The sequence below is a fragment of the Roseomonas sp. CCTCC AB2023176 genome (genome assembly GCF_042259275.1).
GTDB lineage: Bacteria > Pseudomonadota > Alphaproteobacteria > Acetobacterales > Acetobacteraceae > Roseomonas.
Genome location: NZ_CP170086.1, coordinates 2,614,400 through 2,629,914, shown reverse-complemented (window position 1 = coordinate 2,629,914; position 15,515 = coordinate 2,614,400). Strand labels below are relative to the sequence as shown.

Below are 15,515 nucleotides of genomic sequence, written 5' to 3'. Positions count from 1 at the left end.
GCCTGGCCTGGGGGCGCCCTTGCCCTGCCCCGCCCGCTCGCGCAGGTTGCCCGTAACGGGGAGGGGCGGGCGCATGGCCGATGGCACCGTGGGATCGGCGCGCTTCGCCTCGCTGGACCCGCTGATCGCGCCGCGCTCCGTCGCCGTGATCGGGGCGTCCGAGGATCGGTTGCGGATCGGCGGGCGGCCCATCGCCTACATGAAGGCGCGGTCCTTCGCCGGCGACCTCTGGCCGGTGAACCCGAAGAGGGACCGCGTGCAGGACCTGCCGGCATTTCCGGACGTGGCCGCGCTGCCCGCGGCGCCGGACGTCGCGATCGTCGCCGTGCCGGGCGCCGCGGCCGAGGAATCGCTGGATGGCCTGGGACACCGGGGCTGCCGTGCCGCCATCGTCTTCACCGCGGGCTACGCGGAGATGGACGAGGCGGGACGCGTCGCGCAGGACCGTCTCGTCGCGATCGCGCGCGGGCACGGGATGCGGCTGCTCGGCCCGAACTGCCTCGGCGTGTTCAACGCGGCGATCGGATACTTCCCGATCTTCTCCTCCTCCTTCGAGAATGGCTGGCCGAAGGAGCCGCGCGCGGGCCGCGGGCGTGTCGGCATCGCGAGCCAGTCGGGCGCCTACGGCACGCACCTGTTCGCCGTGGCGCGCGACCGGGGCCTGTCCACGCCGGTGCTGTTCACGACGGGGAACGAGGCGGAGGTCACGCTCGGCGATTGCATCGGCTGGATGGCGGAAAGCGAGGACATAGCGGTCGTCGCGGCCTATTCGGAAGGCGTGCGCGAAGGCCCGCGCTTCCTGGCCGCGTTGGACCTCGCGCGGCGCAACCGCAAGCCCGTGGTGATGATGAAGGTCGGCCGCTCGGCGCTCGGCGCGGCTTCCGCGCGGTCGCACACCGCCAGCATCGCGGGAGACGATGCGGTGACCGATGCGGTGCTGCGGGAATTCGGCGTACACCGCGCGCGGACCACCGAGGAACTGCTGGACGTCTGCCACGCCGCAACGCCGCGCATCTACCCCGTGCGGAACACGCTGGGCGTCGTCACCATCTCCGGCGGTGCCGGCGTGCTCATCTCCGATGCCGCGGAGGCCGAGGGGCTGCCGATGCCGCCCATGCCCGTCGAGGCGCAGGCGCGGCTGAAGGCGCTGATCCCCTACAGCAATCCCGCCAATCCCGTGGACTGCACGGCCCAGGCCTTCAACGACATGTCGCTCATCGGTACCTTCGGCCGCGCGATGGTGGGGGAAGGCGGCTATGCCTCCGTCATCGCCTTCTTCACGCAGGTCGGCGCCTCCCCCTCCATCGCGCCGCGGCTGCGGGAACAGCTGCTCGCGGTGAGGAACGACCATCCCGACCGGCTCTTCGTCCTCTCCGTCGTCGCGCCGCCGGAGCGGGTGGCGGAGTACGAGGAGGACGGGTTCCTGGTTTTCGAAGATCCGTCACGCGCCGTGGTCGCCCTGGCGGCGCAGGGCCACTTCGGCGTGGCCTTTGCCCGCCCGGCGCGGGAAGCGGTTCCGCTTCCCGCCGTGACGCTTCCCGCCGCCACGCCGGACGAGGCAGCGGCGAAGGTACTCCTGGCGGCCGCCGGCGTCGCGTCCGTGCCGGAACGGGCATGCGCCAACGAGGATGAGGCGGTGGCCGCGGCGCGCGACATCGGCTTCCCCGTGGTGCTCAAGATCCTGTCGCCGGACATCCTGCACAAGTCGGAGATCGGCGGCGTGCTGCTGGACGTCGCGGACGACGCGGCGGTGCGCACGGGATTCGCGACGCTGATGCAGCGCGCGGCAGACCGCGCGCCGGGGGCGCGGATCGAGGGCGTCCTCGTCGCGAAGCAGATCACCGGCGCGGTCGAAATGGCCGCGGGCATCCTGCGCGACCCCGTCTTCGGCCCCGTGCTGATGGCCGGGCTCGGCGGGGTCTTCATCGAGGTCCTGCGCGACGTCGCTTTCCGCCGCTGCCCCGTGACGCCCGCGGAAGCCGAGGCGATGCTGCGCACCCTCCGCGGCTTCCCGCTGCTGGACGGCGCGCGCGGGCGGCCGAAGGCCGACGTGGCGGCGCTGGCGCGATCACTCTCCGCTCTCTCGGCCTTCGCCGTCGCGGCCGGGGATGGGCTGGTGTCGGTGGACGTGAACCCCATCCTCGTCTTGCCGGACGGGCACGGCGCCTTCGCGGCCGATGCCGTGGTCGAGGTCGCCTGATGCCGATCGACCCCGAACGCCTGCTGCATTGGCCGATCCCGGAGGTTCGGCAGGACCTCACCTGGCGCGACACCATCCTCTACGCCGTGTCCGTCGGCATCGGGCACAACCCGCTGGACGAGGCGTCGCTGGCCTTCCTGGACGAACGGCGTCTCGCCGCGCTGCCCTCCATGGCCGTCGTCCTCGGCTATCCCGGCTTCTGGCTCGGCGACCCCGCGACGGGGGTGGACGCGGTTCGGCTGGTGCACGGCGAACAGTCCGTCGCCCTTCACCGGCCCCTGCCCGTGGGGGGCTCTATCCTCGGCCAGTCCCGCGTCACGCGGCTGCTCGACCGCGGCGAGGGCAAGGGCGCGATCCTCTATTGGGAACGGCTGATCCTGGGCGAGGACGGGACGCGGTACGCGACCCTGACCGGCAGCACCTTCCTGCGCGGCGATGGCGGCTTTTCGACGGGCGACCCGCGCTGGGGCGGGGAGACGCCGAAGCCGCACCCGGAACCCGACCGCGCGCCGGACCGGCACCTCGACCTGACCACGCGGCCGGAGCAGGCGCTGCTCTACCGCCTGAACGGCGACTACAACCCGCTGCACATGGACCCGGGCTTCGCGCGGCGCGCGGGCTTCGACCGGCCGATCCTGCACGGCCTCTGCACCTTCGGCGTCGTCTGCCACGCCCTGGTGCGCGACCTCTGCGGCGGCGATCCCGGGCGCTTCGGGGAGATGGCCGTGCGCTTCTCCTCCCCCGTCTTCCCCGGGGAGACGATCCGGACGGAGATCTGGGACGAGGAAGGCGGCGCCGCCTTCCGGGCGCGGGTGGCGGAGCGGGACAAGGTCGTCGTCTCCAACGGCCGCTTCCGCTTCGGTCCGTGATGCAGGGCGCGCCGCCCCGGCGCATCGCCGCGCCGCCGATGCGGATGAGACCGAACGGGTGTAACCTGCCCCACATGATCGGGACCCGCCCCGTCGTCGTCTTCGACACCGAAACAACGGGCTGCACCGGGCAGGACCGCGTCGTCTCGCTGGGCGCCGTGCGGCTGGACGCGGCGCTGGAGCCGGAGGCGACGCTGCACCTGGTGTTCTCCCCGGGCATCCGCTGTTCCTGGGGCGCGGCGCAAGTCCACGGGATGTCCGACGCCTTCCTGAGGCTCCAGCCCGCCTTCGTCGAACACGCGGCGGACATCGCCGACTTCTTCGGCGACGCCATCGGCTGCGCCCACAACATGGCCTTCGACCGCCGGATGCTCGGCGGCGAGTTCGACCGGCTGGAGATGGAACGGCCCTGGTCCGGCGAGGTCTGCACCATGCTGTCCTGGCGCCGCGCGCGCCCTGGGACCCGGGCGGGCCTTGCCCATGCCTCCGCCGCCCTCGGCCTTTCGCGGGAAGGCGATCTGCACGGGGCGCTGGAGGATGCCTGGCTCGCCGTCGGCGTGCTGCGCGCCCTGCACGGCCTGCCACCCCCGCCGATGCGCCTGCACGGCTTCACGAACGAGAGGAGGGCCAGGGCGGCATGAGCGACAAGGCCGAACGCTTCCGCGCGCTGCATGCCTCCGGCTGCTTCGCGATCGCCAATGTCTGGGACGCCGGCTCGGCGCGGCTGGTGGCCGGCTTCGGGTTCCAGGCGCTGGCCACGACCTCGGCGGGCCTGGCCTTCATGCTTGGGCGGCGCGACGGCGTCGCGGCCGTTTCGCGCGAGGAAGCCCTGGCCAACGCGCGGGACATCGTGGGCGCCACCGACCTGCCCGTCTCCGCCGACCTCGAGGATGGCTACGGCCCCGCGCCGGAGGACGCCGCGGTGACGGTCGCACGCGCGGCGGCAGCCGGCCTCTGCGGCTGCACCATCGAGGACACGACGGCCGATCCGGTCCGCCCGATCCACGCCTTCGATGCGGCCGTCGCCCGCGTCGCTGCCGCCGCCCGCGCGGCGCAGGCCGCCCCGCATCCCTTCATCCTGACCGCGCGGGCCGAAAACTTCCTCCACGGCCGCCCGGACCTGGACGACACGATCCGCCGCCTGACCGCCTTCGCCGAGGCCGGGGCGGATTGCCTCTACGCCCCCGGCCTGCCGGACGAAGCCGCCATCCTCGACGTGGTCCGCGCCGTCGCGCCGAAGCCTGTGAATGTGCTGACGGGGCCCCGCGCCGGCCTCGTCCCGCTGTCGCGCCTGGCGGAGCTGGGGGTACGGCGAGTCTCCGTGGGCGGCGCCATCGCCCGGGCCGCCTACGGGGCGGCGATGGAGGCGGCGCGGTGGCTGGCCGCAGGCGACCTGCCGCGCTACGCCGGCATCACGCCCCACGCGCAGATCAACGGGAACATGCGCCCATGATCAACAAGTTCGTCCGTACGATGGCCGAGGCGATGGAGGGCATCCGGGACGGCTCCACCATCCTCGTCGGCGGCTTCGGCGCGGCCGGCCAACCCGACGAGTTGATCGAGGGCCTGATCGAGCAGGGCGCGAAGGACCTGACGATCGTCGCGAACAACGCGGGCACGGGCCGCACGGGCCTCGCGCGGCTGATGGAGCTGGGGCGGGTGCGGAAGATCATCTGCTCCTACCCCCGCTCCGCCGGTTCCGTGGTGTTCGAGGAACTCTACGCGGCCGGCCGGCTGGAACTGGAACTGGTGCCGCAGGGCACACTGGCCGAGCGCATGCGCGCCGCCGGCGCCGGTATCCCCGCCTTCTACACCCCGACCGCCGCGGGGACGCTGCTCGCACGCGGGAAGGAGGTGCGCGACTTCAACGGCCGCCCCCACGTGCTGGAACAGGCGCTGCACGGTGACGTCGCCCTCGTCGAGGCGTGGGAGGCCGACCGCTGGGGCAACCTGGCGTTCCGGAAGTCCGGCCGCAACTTCAACCCGGTGATGGCAAGCGCCGCGAAGCTCACGGTGGTGCAGACGATGCACGTGCGGGAGGTCGGGGAGATCGACGCCGAGCGCATCGTCACGCCCGGCATCTTCGTCAGCCGCGTGATCCATGTGCGGCGCGGCGCCCCTTGGCATGTCGCGCCGGACGGCGCGCCAGCGAACGCCGCGGCGTAAGGAGGGAACGATGACACCCTGGTCCCGCACGCAGATGGCCGCGCGGCTCGCGGCCGACATTCCGGAAGGGTGGTACGTCAACCTCGGCATCGGCGTCCCCACGCTCGTTGCCGACCACGTCCCGCGGGAACGCGAGGTCGTGCTGCATTCGGAGAACGGCATCCTCGGCATGGGGCCAGCGCCGGAGAAGGGGCAGGAGGATGCCTGGCTCATCAACGCGGGCAAGCAGCCGGTCACGCTGCATCCCGGCGGGTCCTACTTCCATCACGCCGACTCCTTCGCGATGATCCGCGGCGGCCACATCGACCTTTGCGTGCTCGGCGCCTACGAGGTCGCGATGAACGGCGACATCGCGAACTGGGCGACGAGCGAGACGGACACGGCGCCGGCCGTCGGCGGCGCGATGGACCTGGCCGCTGGTGCCAAGCGCGTCTGGGTCATCATGGAGCACACGACGAAGGCGGGCGGCGCGAAGCTCGTCCGCGCCTGCTCCTACCCGCTGACGGCGATGGGGGCGGTCACGCGGGTCTACACCAACCTCGGCGTCTTCGAGGCAGCCCGCGACGGGTTTCGCGTGGTCGAGACGGCGCCGGGCGTGTCGCTGGACCATCTGCGCACCGTCACCGATGCCCCGCTGCTGACCGAGGCGCTGGCGGCGTGAGCGAGGCGACGCACCGCATCGCCGGATGGCAAAGCCGGAACGCGTGACTGCCATGTCCGCCACCGAGGACGAGGCCGCCGAGTCGATCCGGCTCATCCGCGACAGTGCGCGGGCGATCGCCGATCCCGCGAACCTGAAGCGCGCCCGGGCGCAGCGCTTCGAGGAGCCGGGTTTCGACCCCGGCCTCTGGCGAGAGATCGGGGAGCTCGGCTGGATCGGCCTGGCCGTGCCCGAAGCCGCCGGCGGGTCTGGACTGGGCATGCGGGAGTTCTGCGCCCTGGCCGAGGAGTTTGGCGCGGCGTTGACGCCGGAGCCGCTGGTGCCCTGCGCGCTGTCCGCGCACCTCCTGGCCGCCTGCGACGACCATGGTGCGCTTCCCCAGCTTCTGACCGGCGAGATGGTCATCGCGACGGCCTGGCAGGAAGCCCCGAACACGCTGGAGGCACCCGGCACGCCCGACGCACCGCGGATCTTCGTCCCTGCCGCGGCGGGTGCGGACGTGTTCCTGCTGCCGGTGCGGGATGGCAAGACCCTCGCGCTCTATGAGGTCCTGGCGGCAGGTTGCGAGGTCTCGCCGGAAGCGCTGCAGGACGGCGGGTACCAGGGTACGGTCCGTGCCGACCTGTCGCGGGGGAAGAAGCTGTCCTCCGACATCGGGGCGGCACTCTCCGTCGGCCTGGACCGCGCGGCGCTGGCGACCGCGGCCGTGATGCTCGGCGTCATGGACCGCGCCTTCGCGATGACGCTCGACTACCTCAAGACGCGCACGCAGTTCGGCAAGCCGATCGGCTCCTTCCAGGCGCTGCAGCACCGCGCGGCCGACCTGAAGATCCAGGTCGCGTTGACCCGTGCCAGCGTGGAGGCGGCCGCCGCCGCCTTCGATTCCGGCGCCATGCCCCAGGCCTGCCGCGCCGCGGCGTCGCGCGCGAAGCACCGCGCGTCGGAATCGGGGATGCTCGTCACGCGGCAGGCGATCCAGCTGCACGGGGGCATCGGCTACACGGATGAGCACGATGTCGGCCTCTACCTGCGCCGTGCCATGGTGCTGATGAACCAGTTCGGCAGCGCCGCCCTGCACCGCAGCCGCTTCATGTCGGCGGCCCCGGAGGAAACCGATGACTGACGCCCCGGCGCCGGAGATGCACCTGCACGAGGCGCGCGACGGCGCCGTGCTGACGCTGACGATCGACTACCCCGCGCGCCGCAACGCCCTCGCCCTGCCCCTGCGCGAACGCCTGGCGGCGGTGCTGGAGGCGGTCGAAGGCGATCCCTCCATCCGCGCCATCATCGTCACCGGCGCGGGCGGCATCTTCTGCTCCGGCGGCGATATCGCCGGCATGGACGTCTCCTCCGCCCTGAACGGGCGGGAACGGCTGCGGCGCGTGCACCGCGTCATCCGCTTCCTCGCCGCGGGGTCCAATCCCGTCGTCGCGGCGGTCGAGGGCTGGTGCGTCGGCGCCGGCCTCTCGGTGGCCTGCGCCTGCGACGTGATCGTGGCGGCGGAGGACGCGAAGTTCATGGCGGGCTTCGGCAAGGTCGGGCTGATGCCGGATCTCGGCCTGCCCTACACCTTGCCGGCGCGGATCGGCGCGGGGCGGGCGAAGCAGCTTTTCCTGTTCCACCGCCAGATCGGCGCGGCGGAGGCAGAGCGCATCGGGCTGGTGGATGAGGTCGTCCCGAAAGGGCAGGCGCTGGCCGTGGCAGGGGAACGCGCCCGCTTCCTGGCGGAACAGGCCCCGGCGCCGATGGCGCTGACCAAGGCCATGCTCGCGGCGGGTCTCGACGCCGCGCTGGAAGTGGAGCGGCACTACCAGACCACGCTGTTCCTTTCCGCCGACCACGCGGAGGGCCGCGACGCGTTCATGGGCAAGCGCGAGCCGAAGTTCCGGGGAGGCTGACGATGGATGCGATGACGCACGAGGACCTGGACGCCCTGCCGGAAGACGATTTCCGCCGCGAGGTCCGCACCTGGATCGAGGCAAACCTCCCGCCCGACCTCCGCGACGCGCCGAAACGCCTGCACTGGCACGAGAGCAAGCCCTGGTACATGAAGCTGTCCGAACGCGGCTGGCTCGCCCCGGGTTGGCCGCGCGAACACGGCGGCATGGGCCTCTCCCCCGGCAAGATGGTCGCCTTCATCGAGGAATTGGAGCGCGCCGGCGCCCCGCGCGTCTCAGACATGGGCGTCACCATGCTCGGCCCGCTGCTGATCAAGTTCGGCAGCGACGCGCAGAAGGCGCGCTTCCTGCCGCGCATCCTCTCGGGCGAGGATATCTGGTGCCAGGGCTATTCGGAACCGAACAGCGGCTCCGACCTGGCATCCCTTCGCACCGAAGCCGTGCTGGACGGCGACCATTACGTCGTCAACGGCCAGAAGACCTGGACGACGCTTGCCCACGACGCGAACTGGATTTTTGTTCTCGTCCGCACGGACCGGACTGCGAAGAAGCAGGAAGGCATCTCCTTCCTGCTCGTGCGCATGGACAGCCCTGGCATTACCGTCCGGCCCATCGTGAACCTCGACATGCACGATGAGTTTGCAGAAGTCTTCTTCGACAACGTCCGCGTCCCCCGCGAGAACCTCGTCGGCGAACCGGACAAGGGCTGGACGTATGCAAAGGCGCTGCTGGGCTTCGAGCGCATCTTCCTCGGCTCCCCGCGCCAGTCCTCGCACGCGCTGGCCCGGCTGCGGATGCTGGCGGACCGGATGGGCACCTGGGAGGACCCGGTCTTCTCCGACCGCTACGCGCGCCTGCGGATGGAACTGGAAGACCTGAAGACCCTCTACGGCGTCTACGTGGACAAGCTGCGCCGCGGCGAGACGCTGCCGCCCGATGTCTCCATGCTGAAGATCGTGCAGTCCGAACTCTACCAGCGCATCACCGACACGATGCTGGAGATCGGCGACGGCTACGCGGGGCTGCTGGGGCCGGTTCCCGGGAACCGCGAACTGAACCCCGCGGGTGCCTTCATGCAGGCGCGTCCCACGACGATCTACGGCGGATCGAATGAGATCCAGCGGAACATCATCGCGAAGAACGTGCTGGAGATGCCGGGGTGACCGCGGCGGCGCGTATCCTTGGCGTCGATGCCGCCAAGCGCGGCTGGGCGGTCGCCGAGATCGTGTCCAGCGCCGTCAAGCTTTCGGTGGACACATTCCTGGACGAAATGGTCGCCGAGGCTTCGCCGGGCCTCATCGCGATTGACGCGCCGATCGGGCTTCCCACCCGGTACGAACGTGGCGGACGGGCCTGCGAGCTCCAGGCGCGGAAACTCATCGGTCCACGTCGGAGCTCCGTCTTTGCAACGCCTCCTCGTGACATCGTGGGCATGTCCGGCAGGCGATACGACGAAGTCGCTGCTGCGATGCGCGAGCGGCGGGGCGTCGGCCTGAGCCAGCAATCCTTCGCCATCCATCCCCGCATCCGCGAAGTGGATGCTCTCGTCCGCCGCCTCGGCCAGAGCCGCGTCGTCGAGGTCCGTCCGGAGTTCTGCTTCTTCGTCCGCAACGGAAGATCACCTTTGTTCCATTCGAAGAAGGTGCCAGAGGGGTTGGAGCAGCGTAGAAGGCTTCTCGAGAGCGCCTTCGGACCGCTGAGGTTCGAACAGCCCCAGGGCGCGCAGATGGATGATTGTCTCGACGCAATCGCGGCGCTCTGGACGGCTCGCCGTGTTGCGAACGGCCAGCCCGCGAGGCTTCCGACCGAAGGTTCCCCCGTGGACGGATGCGGATTGAGAATGGAAATGTGGGCCTAGCGGAAACGGACGCCCCATGACCCACCCCTGGCGCCTCACGGCCACCGAGATCGCGGCGATGGTCCGCGCCCGCACGCTGAGCGCCGAGGAGGTCACCCGCGACGCCCTCGCCCGCCTGGACGCGGCGAACCCCGCCATCAACGCCGTCGTCCAGTTCATGCCGGACGAAGCGCTCGCCGCCGCCCGCGCCGTGGACCGCGCGATCGCCAGGGGGACGACCCAGGCCCCCTCGCCGGCGTGCCCGTCACCACGAAGGTCAACGTGGATCAGGCGGGCTACCCCACCACGAACGGCCTCCGCCTCCAGAAGGACAACGTCGCGAAGGCCGACAACCCCGTCGTCGCCAACCTCAAGCGCGCCGGTGCCGTCCTGATCGGCCGCACCAACACGCCGGCCTTCTCGCTGCGCTGGTTCACGCGGAACTCGCTCCACGGCCACACCAGGAACCCGCGCAACCCCGCGATCACGCCGGGCGGGTCGTCCGGCGGCGCGGCGGCAGCGGTCGCGGCGGGCATCGGGGCCGTCGCGCACGGGACGGATATCGGGGGGTCCGTCCGCTACCCGGCCTATGCCTGCGGCGTGCAGGGTCTGCGCCCGACGCTCGGCCGCATTCCCGCCTGGAACCCGTCGGGGCCGGACCGCGCGGTCGGGGCACAGTTGATGGCTGTCTCCGGGCCGCTCGCGCGATCGGTGGCGGACCTGCGCCTGGCGTTGCAGGCCATGGCCGCGCCGGACCCGCGCGACCCATGGTGGACCCCCGCCCCTCTCATCGGCCCGTCCTACCCGAAGCGCGCCGCCCTCTGCGTCGCACCGGAGGGGATGCCGACCACCCAAGCCGTCGAAGCCGCCCTGCGCGACGCCGCCCGGCGCCTGCAGGAAGCCGGCTGGACGGTCGCCGAGACCCCAACCCCGCCCTTCCGCGAACCCGCCCGCCTCCAGGCCCTGCTCTGGCTCGGGGAAAGCCGCCGGTACATGAACAAGGGCCTGCTGGACGAGGCCGACCCGGACGCCTCCTTCGTCTTCGCCCAGATGGAACGCCTCGCCCCCCACCCCACCTTCGAGGAGTTCCAGGACGCCCTCCAGCGCCGGGTCGCGCTGTGCCGGGAGTGGAACCTCTTCCTCGACCGCTACCCCCTCGTCATCACCCCCGTCTCGGCCGAACCACCCTTCGAGGACCTGTCGGATGTCCACTCCCCCGCCGACTTCGAACGGATCATCGAGTCTCAGCTGACCCAGGTCGGCCTGCCCCTGATGGGCCTGCCCGGCCTGTCCGTCGTCACCGACCTGACCGGCCCCGCCCCGCTCGGCGCGCAACTGATCGCCGGGCGCTACCGGGAGGACATCCTCCTCGACGCCGCCGCGGTGATCGAAGCCGCAGGGCCCCCGTCACGCCCGTGGACCCCGTCGCGGCCTGAAACCGCTCAAGACGGCGTCGCGGGTACAACCCGCGGCCCCCGCCCGCGTTCCTCCCGCCGTGGCGCGGCTCATCCGGGCTGCCCAACGGCTTGACACACGAAAGGGACGGCACATGGACAGCGACCGCATCATCGGCGCCGGCCGCGAAGCGGCGGGCAACGTGCAGGAAGGCATCGGCAGCCTGATCGGCGACAACCGCACGCAGGCCCGCGGCCAGATGAACCAGATGCGCGGCCAGGCGCAGAACTCCGTCGGCCAGTTGGAGGACTACATCCGCGACCAGCCCATCCAGGCCGCCCTCATCGCGGTGGGCATCGGCTGGCTGCTCGGCCGCCTGCGGATCATCTGATCCGGCCCTTGCGGGCGCGTCGCGCGGGCCGTCCGGCAACGGGCGGCCCGCGCTGCGTCCGGGGCGGCCTGTCGCGGCGCACGGCACCCGCCGCGTGTCGGATCGTATCGGCGCGCTGACAGCCCGACCGGCGGCCGCCATCTCGCGGGCGATGCCCGATTCACTTCATCGCCGACCGTTCTTCCTCGGTGCCGCTGCCGCCATGGCCGGCGCCGCGGCACGCGCCGCCGAACCGCCTGCGCTGACCGAGGCGCTGCGGGACGCCGCGCTGCTGCCGCGCCTGCGCAGCGTCATCGTCGCACGCGGGGGCGAGGTGCTGGCCGAGCGCGTCCTGCGCGGCCCCGGCCTGGACGTACCGACGAACATCAAGTCCGCATCGAAGTCGATCCTCTCCGCCCTCGTCGGCATCGGGCTGGCGCGCGGCGTGCTGCGCGGGCTGGACCAGCCGGTCATTCCGCTGCTCGGCCGCGCCCCACCCGGCGCGGATCCTGGCGTCGAAGCGATCACGATCGGTCACCTCGTCTCCATGCGCGCGGGGCTGGAGGGGACGTCCGGTGCGAATTACGGCGCCTGGGCCGCGAGCCGGGATCCCGTCGCCTACGCGCTCACCCGCCCTTTCCTCGACATGCCGGGCGGCGCGATGATCTATTCGACCGGCTCTTCCCACATGCTCGGCGCGGCGCTCGCGGCGGCGGCACGGCGGCCGTTGCTGGACCTCGCGCGCGACTGGCTGGGGCAGCCGCTGGGGGTCGAGGTGCCGGCCTGGCCACGCGACCCGCAGGGCCGATACTACGGCGGCAACGACATGCGCCTCTCGCCCCGCGCGCTGCTGCGCTTCGGGGAGGTCTATCGGAACGTCGGGCTGCACGGCGGGGCGCATGTGCTGCCTGCCGACTGGGTCCGGGAATCCTGGATCCCCCGCGGCCGCTCCGCCTGGTCAGGCCAACTCTACGGCTACGGCTGGTGGCTCGGCGAGGCGGCCGGGACCGCGGTGCCCTTCGCCTGGGGCTATGGCGGGCAGATGATCTACGTCGTCCTGGCGCTCGGGGTAACGGTCGTGATGACCTCCGACCCCGATGGCCCGCGGGACCGGGCGCATCAGGCCGCACTGCATGCGCTGATGGCGGAGAGGATCATGCCCGCCCTCGGCGCACGCCCGTCCGTGGCACGGGCGGAGCCGCTGCGCGTGCCGGAAGGCATGGGGTGATGCGCCGGGCCGCCCGGGCCCGTGGCGGGATGGGTGGCAACGCGTCCAGGGCGTCGTTCGAGGAGCAACCCCGGCGCCACGTCTGACGCGCGGGCCTGACCGGGCGTTGGGCGATCGCGGAGGTGAACCGCCGTCCAGATCCGCGCCCGGCGCGGGCGAATTCCGGCGATCGGCGCGACCATGGTCGGCGCCCGTGCCGTTGCTGTCACGCGGGCCGCCGGGGAGGGCACCGCGAGTCCCGCCCCGCGCCGGCGGCGTCATGCCGGCGCGGGGCCTTCAGCTTCCGCGGCCATTCGACCGCCCTGGCGGACGGACGCTTCCAGCGCCCCCCGCCGGACACGACATGGACGGGTTTCGGCCGGAGCACGTGCCGGGATTCCATCCCGGCGCACGCGACCGCGGCCCGTGCGGCCTATCGGCGGCATAGGACACGTCCCATCGCGCGGACCGTGCCGCATTCGCCATGGTCTTCCCGACGCCAGGGCCCATCCCGGGCCCCGCGCCGGGGAGATCCAGTTCATGATGACCAAACTCGCGACCGCCGCGGCGGCCGCCCTGCTGGCCCTTCCCGCGGCGACGCTGATGGGCACGGACGCCCGGGCGCAGACCGCCGTTCCCTGCGAGATCGCCGTCAACTCCGTCTACACGAACGGGATCGGGCAGAATCAGTTCGAGTACTTCGTGCAGGTGCAGAACCGCGGCAACGAGGCCCGGCAGGTGAGCGTCGGCTTCGGCAACTTCCCGCAGGACGTCACCCTGTTCAGCCCGCAGGTGACCCTCACGCTCCGCCCGTACCAGCAGGAGACCGTCCGCTTCGGACGCGGCACCCGGACGAACGACATCACGCTCGGCACCGTGCTCGTGACCCAGGGCATTGGCCTGAGTGGGCCGTTCAGCACGCGGCCCTACATCATCATCAGCAACTGCGTGGCGGTGCCGGGCGGCTGAAGCCGGTTGCTGGAGCAGACCCGCGGAGAGCGGAATCGGTCGGAGCGATGGATCTGCTCCTCATGACTGCATGCTGGAGCGCTTCGCCTGATGACAGCCAGGCTGGAAGCGCTCTAGGCCGCCATCCGCCGCTGCTCGCCCTCCTGCATCAGGCTCGCGGCCGCCTCCGCCAGATGCTGGGCCGCGTCGTCCGCACCCAGCTCCAGGCAGCGCCGCTCCAGATGCGCCATGAGGCGGGTCAGGGCCGACACGTCGCCCTGCGCGTGGTCGGGCCAGAGGACGGCAGCGATCGGGGTGTCCATGGTCGGCCTTCGGTCGTCGGGGTGGCGCGGTCTACACCCGCATCTCCGTCATGGGAACGTGTTTCGCGCCCACGGGAACGTGTTGTTTCGCCGAGGGGTTGAATCCGGCGCCGCAGCACGTTTGGCTCTCCCCCGGGGAGCGGACCGGGCGAGCCCGTCGTGCGCCCTCCCGAAGAACCACGTCCTGGGAGGACCTTCATGGCACGCGTCGCACTCGTCACCGGCGGCCAGCGGGGCATCGGCGCCGCGATCAGCGAACACCTGCTGCGTGCCGGTCGGAAGGTCGTCGCCTCCTACGCCGGCAACGACGAGGCCGCGCGCGCCTTCACCGAGCGCACGGGCGTCCCCTGCTACAAGTTCGACGTCGCGGACTACGACGCCTGCGCCGAAGCGGTGAGGAAGATCGAGGCGGAGGTGGGTCCGATCGACATCCTCGTGAACAACGCGGGCATCACCCGCGACAACACGATGAAGCGCCTGGACCGCAAGGCCTGGGACGAGGTGATCGATACGAACCTCGGCTCCTGCTACAACATGTGCAAGCTGGTGTGGGACGGGATGACGTCCCGGAAGTTCGGGCGAATCGTCAACATCGGCTCGATCAACGGCCAGGCCGGGCAGTACGGGCAGGTGAACTACGCCGCCGCGAAGTCGGGCATCCACGGCTTCACCAAGGCACTCGCACAGGAAGGTGCTCGCGCCTCGATCACGGTCAACGCGATCGCTCCGGGCTACGTGGACACGGAGATGGTGCGTGCCGTGCCGCCGGACGTGCTGGAAAAGATCATCGCCCGCATCCCGCGTGGTCGCCTGGGCACCGCGGACGACATCGCGCGCGGCGTGGCTTTCCTCACGGCGGACGAGGCGGACTTCATCACGGGCTCGACGCTCTCGATCAACGGCGGCCAGCACATGTACTGACCGGCGCCGCCCGCCACCCTGCTGCGCGGCGGGCCACCCTTCCCGAGGGCCCGCCGCCCGAGGGGCTGCAGGTCTCGGTCCAGGGACTGTCCACGCCCCCCGCGAGGAGCGCCTCGCCGAGTCGTGCTGCGGGTCGATGCACGCCCGTCGTGCGGCCTGTCAGCGGACCTGCGCCGTCGCCCGGGCCTGCCACTGATTCGATCCCGTAACGTCCCACGGGTTTCCATCCGGATGCGTACCGTCCCGCGATATCCGCACAAATAGGCGTTACCCCGGATGGCTGCGTGCCCTATGATCGAGGGCCCGGAGGTTGTGATGACGGATAGCATTCGAGTGCCGCCCGACCCGCGAGCTGGAAAGTTGGCGTCCTCGCCGCGCTACACGCGACGCCTGTCGGACAAGCTGCTGATGGTCTTCCATTCCGCCTGCGACCAGGGTCGCCTGGACGTGGCGGAGAGCGTCCTCGACCTGGCGGAGCAGGTGGTCCGGCGCGATCCCCCGCCGATGCAGCCGGAACGGCGGCGGCAGGACATGGTCGCGATCGTCCAGGCCTATGAGCGCCTCTGGGAACTGCGCAACCCCGGAAAGCCCTCCCGCGGGACGACCATGGTGGACCCCCCGGGTCACTATCGGGACGCCTGAGCTTCCGACCCGCTCCGGCCGAACTCCCGGCGGCATCCCGCGCCGGTGCCGCTTAGCGCCGAACATGCCCGGGATGAC

At 71.6% G+C, this 15,515-nt stretch carries 17 protein-coding genes; 16 read left to right on the top strand and 1 reads right to left on the bottom strand.

What is annotated here, in order from left to right:
* Positions 1-73 precede the first annotated feature (73 nt).
* From ACE7GA_RS13150 to ACE7GA_RS13085, 14 genes are all read left to right on the top strand, one after another.
* Positions 74-2,200 (top strand): acetate--CoA ligase family protein, encoded by a 2,127-nt coding sequence (locus ACE7GA_RS13150; RefSeq protein WP_376087102.1) that lies wholly within the window; start codon positions 74-76, stop codon positions 2,198-2,200.
* On the top strand, positions 2,200-3,069 hold the full coding sequence (locus tag ACE7GA_RS13145; RefSeq protein WP_376087100.1) for a MaoC/PaaZ C-terminal domain-containing protein: 870 nt from the start codon (positions 2,200-2,202) through the stop codon (positions 3,067-3,069). The genes ACE7GA_RS13150 and ACE7GA_RS13145 overlap by 1 nt, the downstream gene beginning before the upstream one ends.
* Positions 3,070-3,143: 74 nt before the next feature.
* Positions 3,144-3,710 (top strand): exonuclease domain-containing protein, encoded by a 567-nt coding sequence (locus ACE7GA_RS13140; protein WP_376087098.1) that lies wholly within the window; start codon positions 3,144-3,146, stop codon positions 3,708-3,710.
* On the top strand, positions 3,707-4,522 hold the full coding sequence (locus ACE7GA_RS13135; protein WP_376087096.1) for an isocitrate lyase/phosphoenolpyruvate mutase family protein: 816 nt from the start codon (positions 3,707-3,709) through the stop codon (positions 4,520-4,522). The genes ACE7GA_RS13140 and ACE7GA_RS13135 overlap by 4 nt, the downstream gene beginning before the upstream one ends.
* Positions 4,519-5,235: a 3-oxoacid CoA-transferase subunit A gene (locus tag ACE7GA_RS13130; protein ID WP_376087094.1), complete on the top strand. Its 717-nt coding sequence runs from the start codon at positions 4,519-4,521 to the stop codon at positions 5,233-5,235. Before ACE7GA_RS13135 ends, ACE7GA_RS13130 begins: the two co-directional genes overlap by 4 nt.
* 10 nt (positions 5,236-5,245) lie before the next feature.
* Positions 5,246-5,896 carry a 3-oxoacid CoA-transferase subunit B gene (locus ACE7GA_RS13125; protein WP_376100057.1) on the top strand — a complete coding sequence of 217 codons (651 nt, stop codon included), beginning with the start codon at positions 5,246-5,248 and terminating at the stop codon, positions 5,894-5,896.
* A gap of 52 nt (positions 5,897-5,948) precedes the next feature.
* Positions 5,949-7,019 carry an acyl-CoA dehydrogenase family protein gene (locus tag ACE7GA_RS13120; RefSeq protein ID WP_376100055.1) on the top strand — a complete coding sequence of 357 codons (1,071 nt, stop codon included), beginning with the start codon at positions 5,949-5,951 and terminating at the stop codon, positions 7,017-7,019.
* Positions 7,012-7,794, top strand: coding sequence for an enoyl-CoA hydratase/isomerase family protein (locus tag ACE7GA_RS13115; RefSeq protein ID WP_376100053.1), 783 nt, complete (start codon positions 7,012-7,014; stop codon positions 7,792-7,794). The genes ACE7GA_RS13120 and ACE7GA_RS13115 overlap by 8 nt, the downstream gene beginning before the upstream one ends.
* A gap of 11 nt (positions 7,795-7,805) precedes the next feature.
* Positions 7,806-8,957 carry an acyl-CoA dehydrogenase family protein gene (locus ACE7GA_RS13110; RefSeq protein WP_376100051.1) on the top strand — a complete coding sequence of 384 codons (1,152 nt, stop codon included), beginning with the start codon at positions 7,806-7,808 and terminating at the stop codon, positions 8,955-8,957.
* Entirely contained in the window at positions 8,954-9,652 is a 699-nt protein-coding gene (locus ACE7GA_RS13105; RefSeq protein ID WP_376100049.1) for a DUF429 domain-containing protein, read from the top strand. Before ACE7GA_RS13110 ends, ACE7GA_RS13105 begins: the two co-directional genes overlap by 4 nt.
* Positions 9,653-9,679: 27 nt before the next feature.
* On the top strand, positions 9,680-11,161 hold the full coding sequence (locus ACE7GA_RS13100; protein ID WP_376100259.1) for an amidase family protein: 1,482 nt from the start codon (positions 9,680-9,682) through the stop codon (positions 11,159-11,161).
* 19 nt (positions 11,162-11,180) lie between these two features.
* Positions 11,181-11,417 carry a CsbD family protein gene (locus ACE7GA_RS13095; protein WP_376100047.1) on the top strand — a complete coding sequence of 79 codons (237 nt, stop codon included), beginning with the start codon at positions 11,181-11,183 and terminating at the stop codon, positions 11,415-11,417.
* Between the two features lie 151 nt (positions 11,418-11,568).
* Complete coding sequence (locus ACE7GA_RS13090; protein ID WP_376100045.1) at positions 11,569-12,624, top strand: serine hydrolase domain-containing protein; 1,056 nt, start codon at positions 11,569-11,571, stop codon at positions 12,622-12,624.
* A gap of 519 nt (positions 12,625-13,143) precedes the next feature.
* Positions 13,144-13,572, top strand: coding sequence for a hypothetical protein (locus ACE7GA_RS13085; RefSeq protein WP_376100043.1), 429 nt, complete (start codon positions 13,144-13,146; stop codon positions 13,570-13,572).
* Between the two features lie 113 nt (positions 13,573-13,685).
* Here ACE7GA_RS13085 and ACE7GA_RS13080 read toward each other — a convergent pair whose 3' ends face one another.
* The gene (locus tag ACE7GA_RS13080; protein WP_376100041.1) at positions 13,686-13,874 is read right to left on the bottom strand and encodes a soj family protein; all 189 of its coding nucleotides are present in this window, start codon (positions 13,872-13,874) and stop codon (positions 13,686-13,688) included.
* A gap of 198 nt (positions 13,875-14,072) precedes the next feature.
* On the opposite strand from ACE7GA_RS13080, the gene phbB reads away from it, so the two are divergent.
* Positions 14,073-14,795 carry an acetoacetyl-CoA reductase gene (gene phbB, locus ACE7GA_RS13075; protein WP_376100039.1) on the top strand — a complete coding sequence of 241 codons (723 nt, stop codon included), beginning with the start codon at positions 14,073-14,075 and terminating at the stop codon, positions 14,793-14,795.
* Between the two features lie 315 nt (positions 14,796-15,110).
* Positions 15,111-15,437 (top strand): hypothetical protein, encoded by a 327-nt coding sequence (locus ACE7GA_RS13070; RefSeq protein WP_376100037.1) that lies wholly within the window; start codon positions 15,111-15,113, stop codon positions 15,435-15,437.
* The last annotated feature ends 78 nt before the right edge of the window (positions 15,438-15,515 follow it).

What these genes read in the sequence shown, in the direction of transcription:
- ACE7GA_RS13150 (WP_376087102.1), top strand. Translation starts at nt 74, where the DNA reads ATGGCCGATGGCACCGTGGGATCGGCGCGCTTCGCCTCGCTGGACCCG.
- ACE7GA_RS13145 (WP_376087100.1), top strand. Translation starts at nt 2,200, where the DNA reads ATGCCGATCGACCCCGAACGCCTGCTGCATTGGCCGATCCCGGAGGTT.
- ACE7GA_RS13140 (WP_376087098.1), top strand. Translation starts at nt 3,144, where the DNA reads ATGATCGGGACCCGCCCCGTCGTCGTCTTCGACACCGAAACAACGGGC.
- ACE7GA_RS13135 (WP_376087096.1), top strand. Translation starts at nt 3,707, where the DNA reads ATGAGCGACAAGGCCGAACGCTTCCGCGCGCTGCATGCCTCCGGCTGC.
- ACE7GA_RS13130 (WP_376087094.1), top strand. Translation starts at nt 4,519, where the DNA reads ATGATCAACAAGTTCGTCCGTACGATGGCCGAGGCGATGGAGGGCATC.
- ACE7GA_RS13125 (WP_376100057.1), top strand. Translation starts at nt 5,246, where the DNA reads ATGACACCCTGGTCCCGCACGCAGATGGCCGCGCGGCTCGCGGCCGAC.
- ACE7GA_RS13120 (WP_376100055.1), top strand. Translation starts at nt 5,949, where the DNA reads ATGTCCGCCACCGAGGACGAGGCCGCCGAGTCGATCCGGCTCATCCGC.
- ACE7GA_RS13115 (WP_376100053.1), top strand. Translation starts at nt 7,012, where the DNA reads ATGACTGACGCCCCGGCGCCGGAGATGCACCTGCACGAGGCGCGCGAC.
- ACE7GA_RS13110 (WP_376100051.1), top strand. Translation starts at nt 7,806, where the DNA reads ATGACGCACGAGGACCTGGACGCCCTGCCGGAAGACGATTTCCGCCGC.
- ACE7GA_RS13095 (WP_376100047.1), top strand. Translation starts at nt 11,181, where the DNA reads ATGGACAGCGACCGCATCATCGGCGCCGGCCGCGAAGCGGCGGGCAAC.
- ACE7GA_RS13090 (WP_376100045.1), top strand. Translation starts at nt 11,569, where the DNA reads ATGCCCGATTCACTTCATCGCCGACCGTTCTTCCTCGGTGCCGCTGCC.
- ACE7GA_RS13085 (WP_376100043.1), top strand. Translation starts at nt 13,144, where the DNA reads ATGATGACCAAACTCGCGACCGCCGCGGCGGCCGCCCTGCTGGCCCTT.
- ACE7GA_RS13080 (WP_376100041.1), bottom strand. Translation starts at nt 13,874, where the DNA reads ATGGACACCCCGATCGCTGCCGTCCTCTGGCCCGACCACGCGCAGGGC.
- phbB (WP_376100039.1), top strand. Translation starts at nt 14,073, where the DNA reads ATGGCACGCGTCGCACTCGTCACCGGCGGCCAGCGGGGCATCGGCGCC.
- ACE7GA_RS13070 (WP_376100037.1), top strand. Translation starts at nt 15,111, where the DNA reads ATGACGGATAGCATTCGAGTGCCGCCCGACCCGCGAGCTGGAAAGTTG.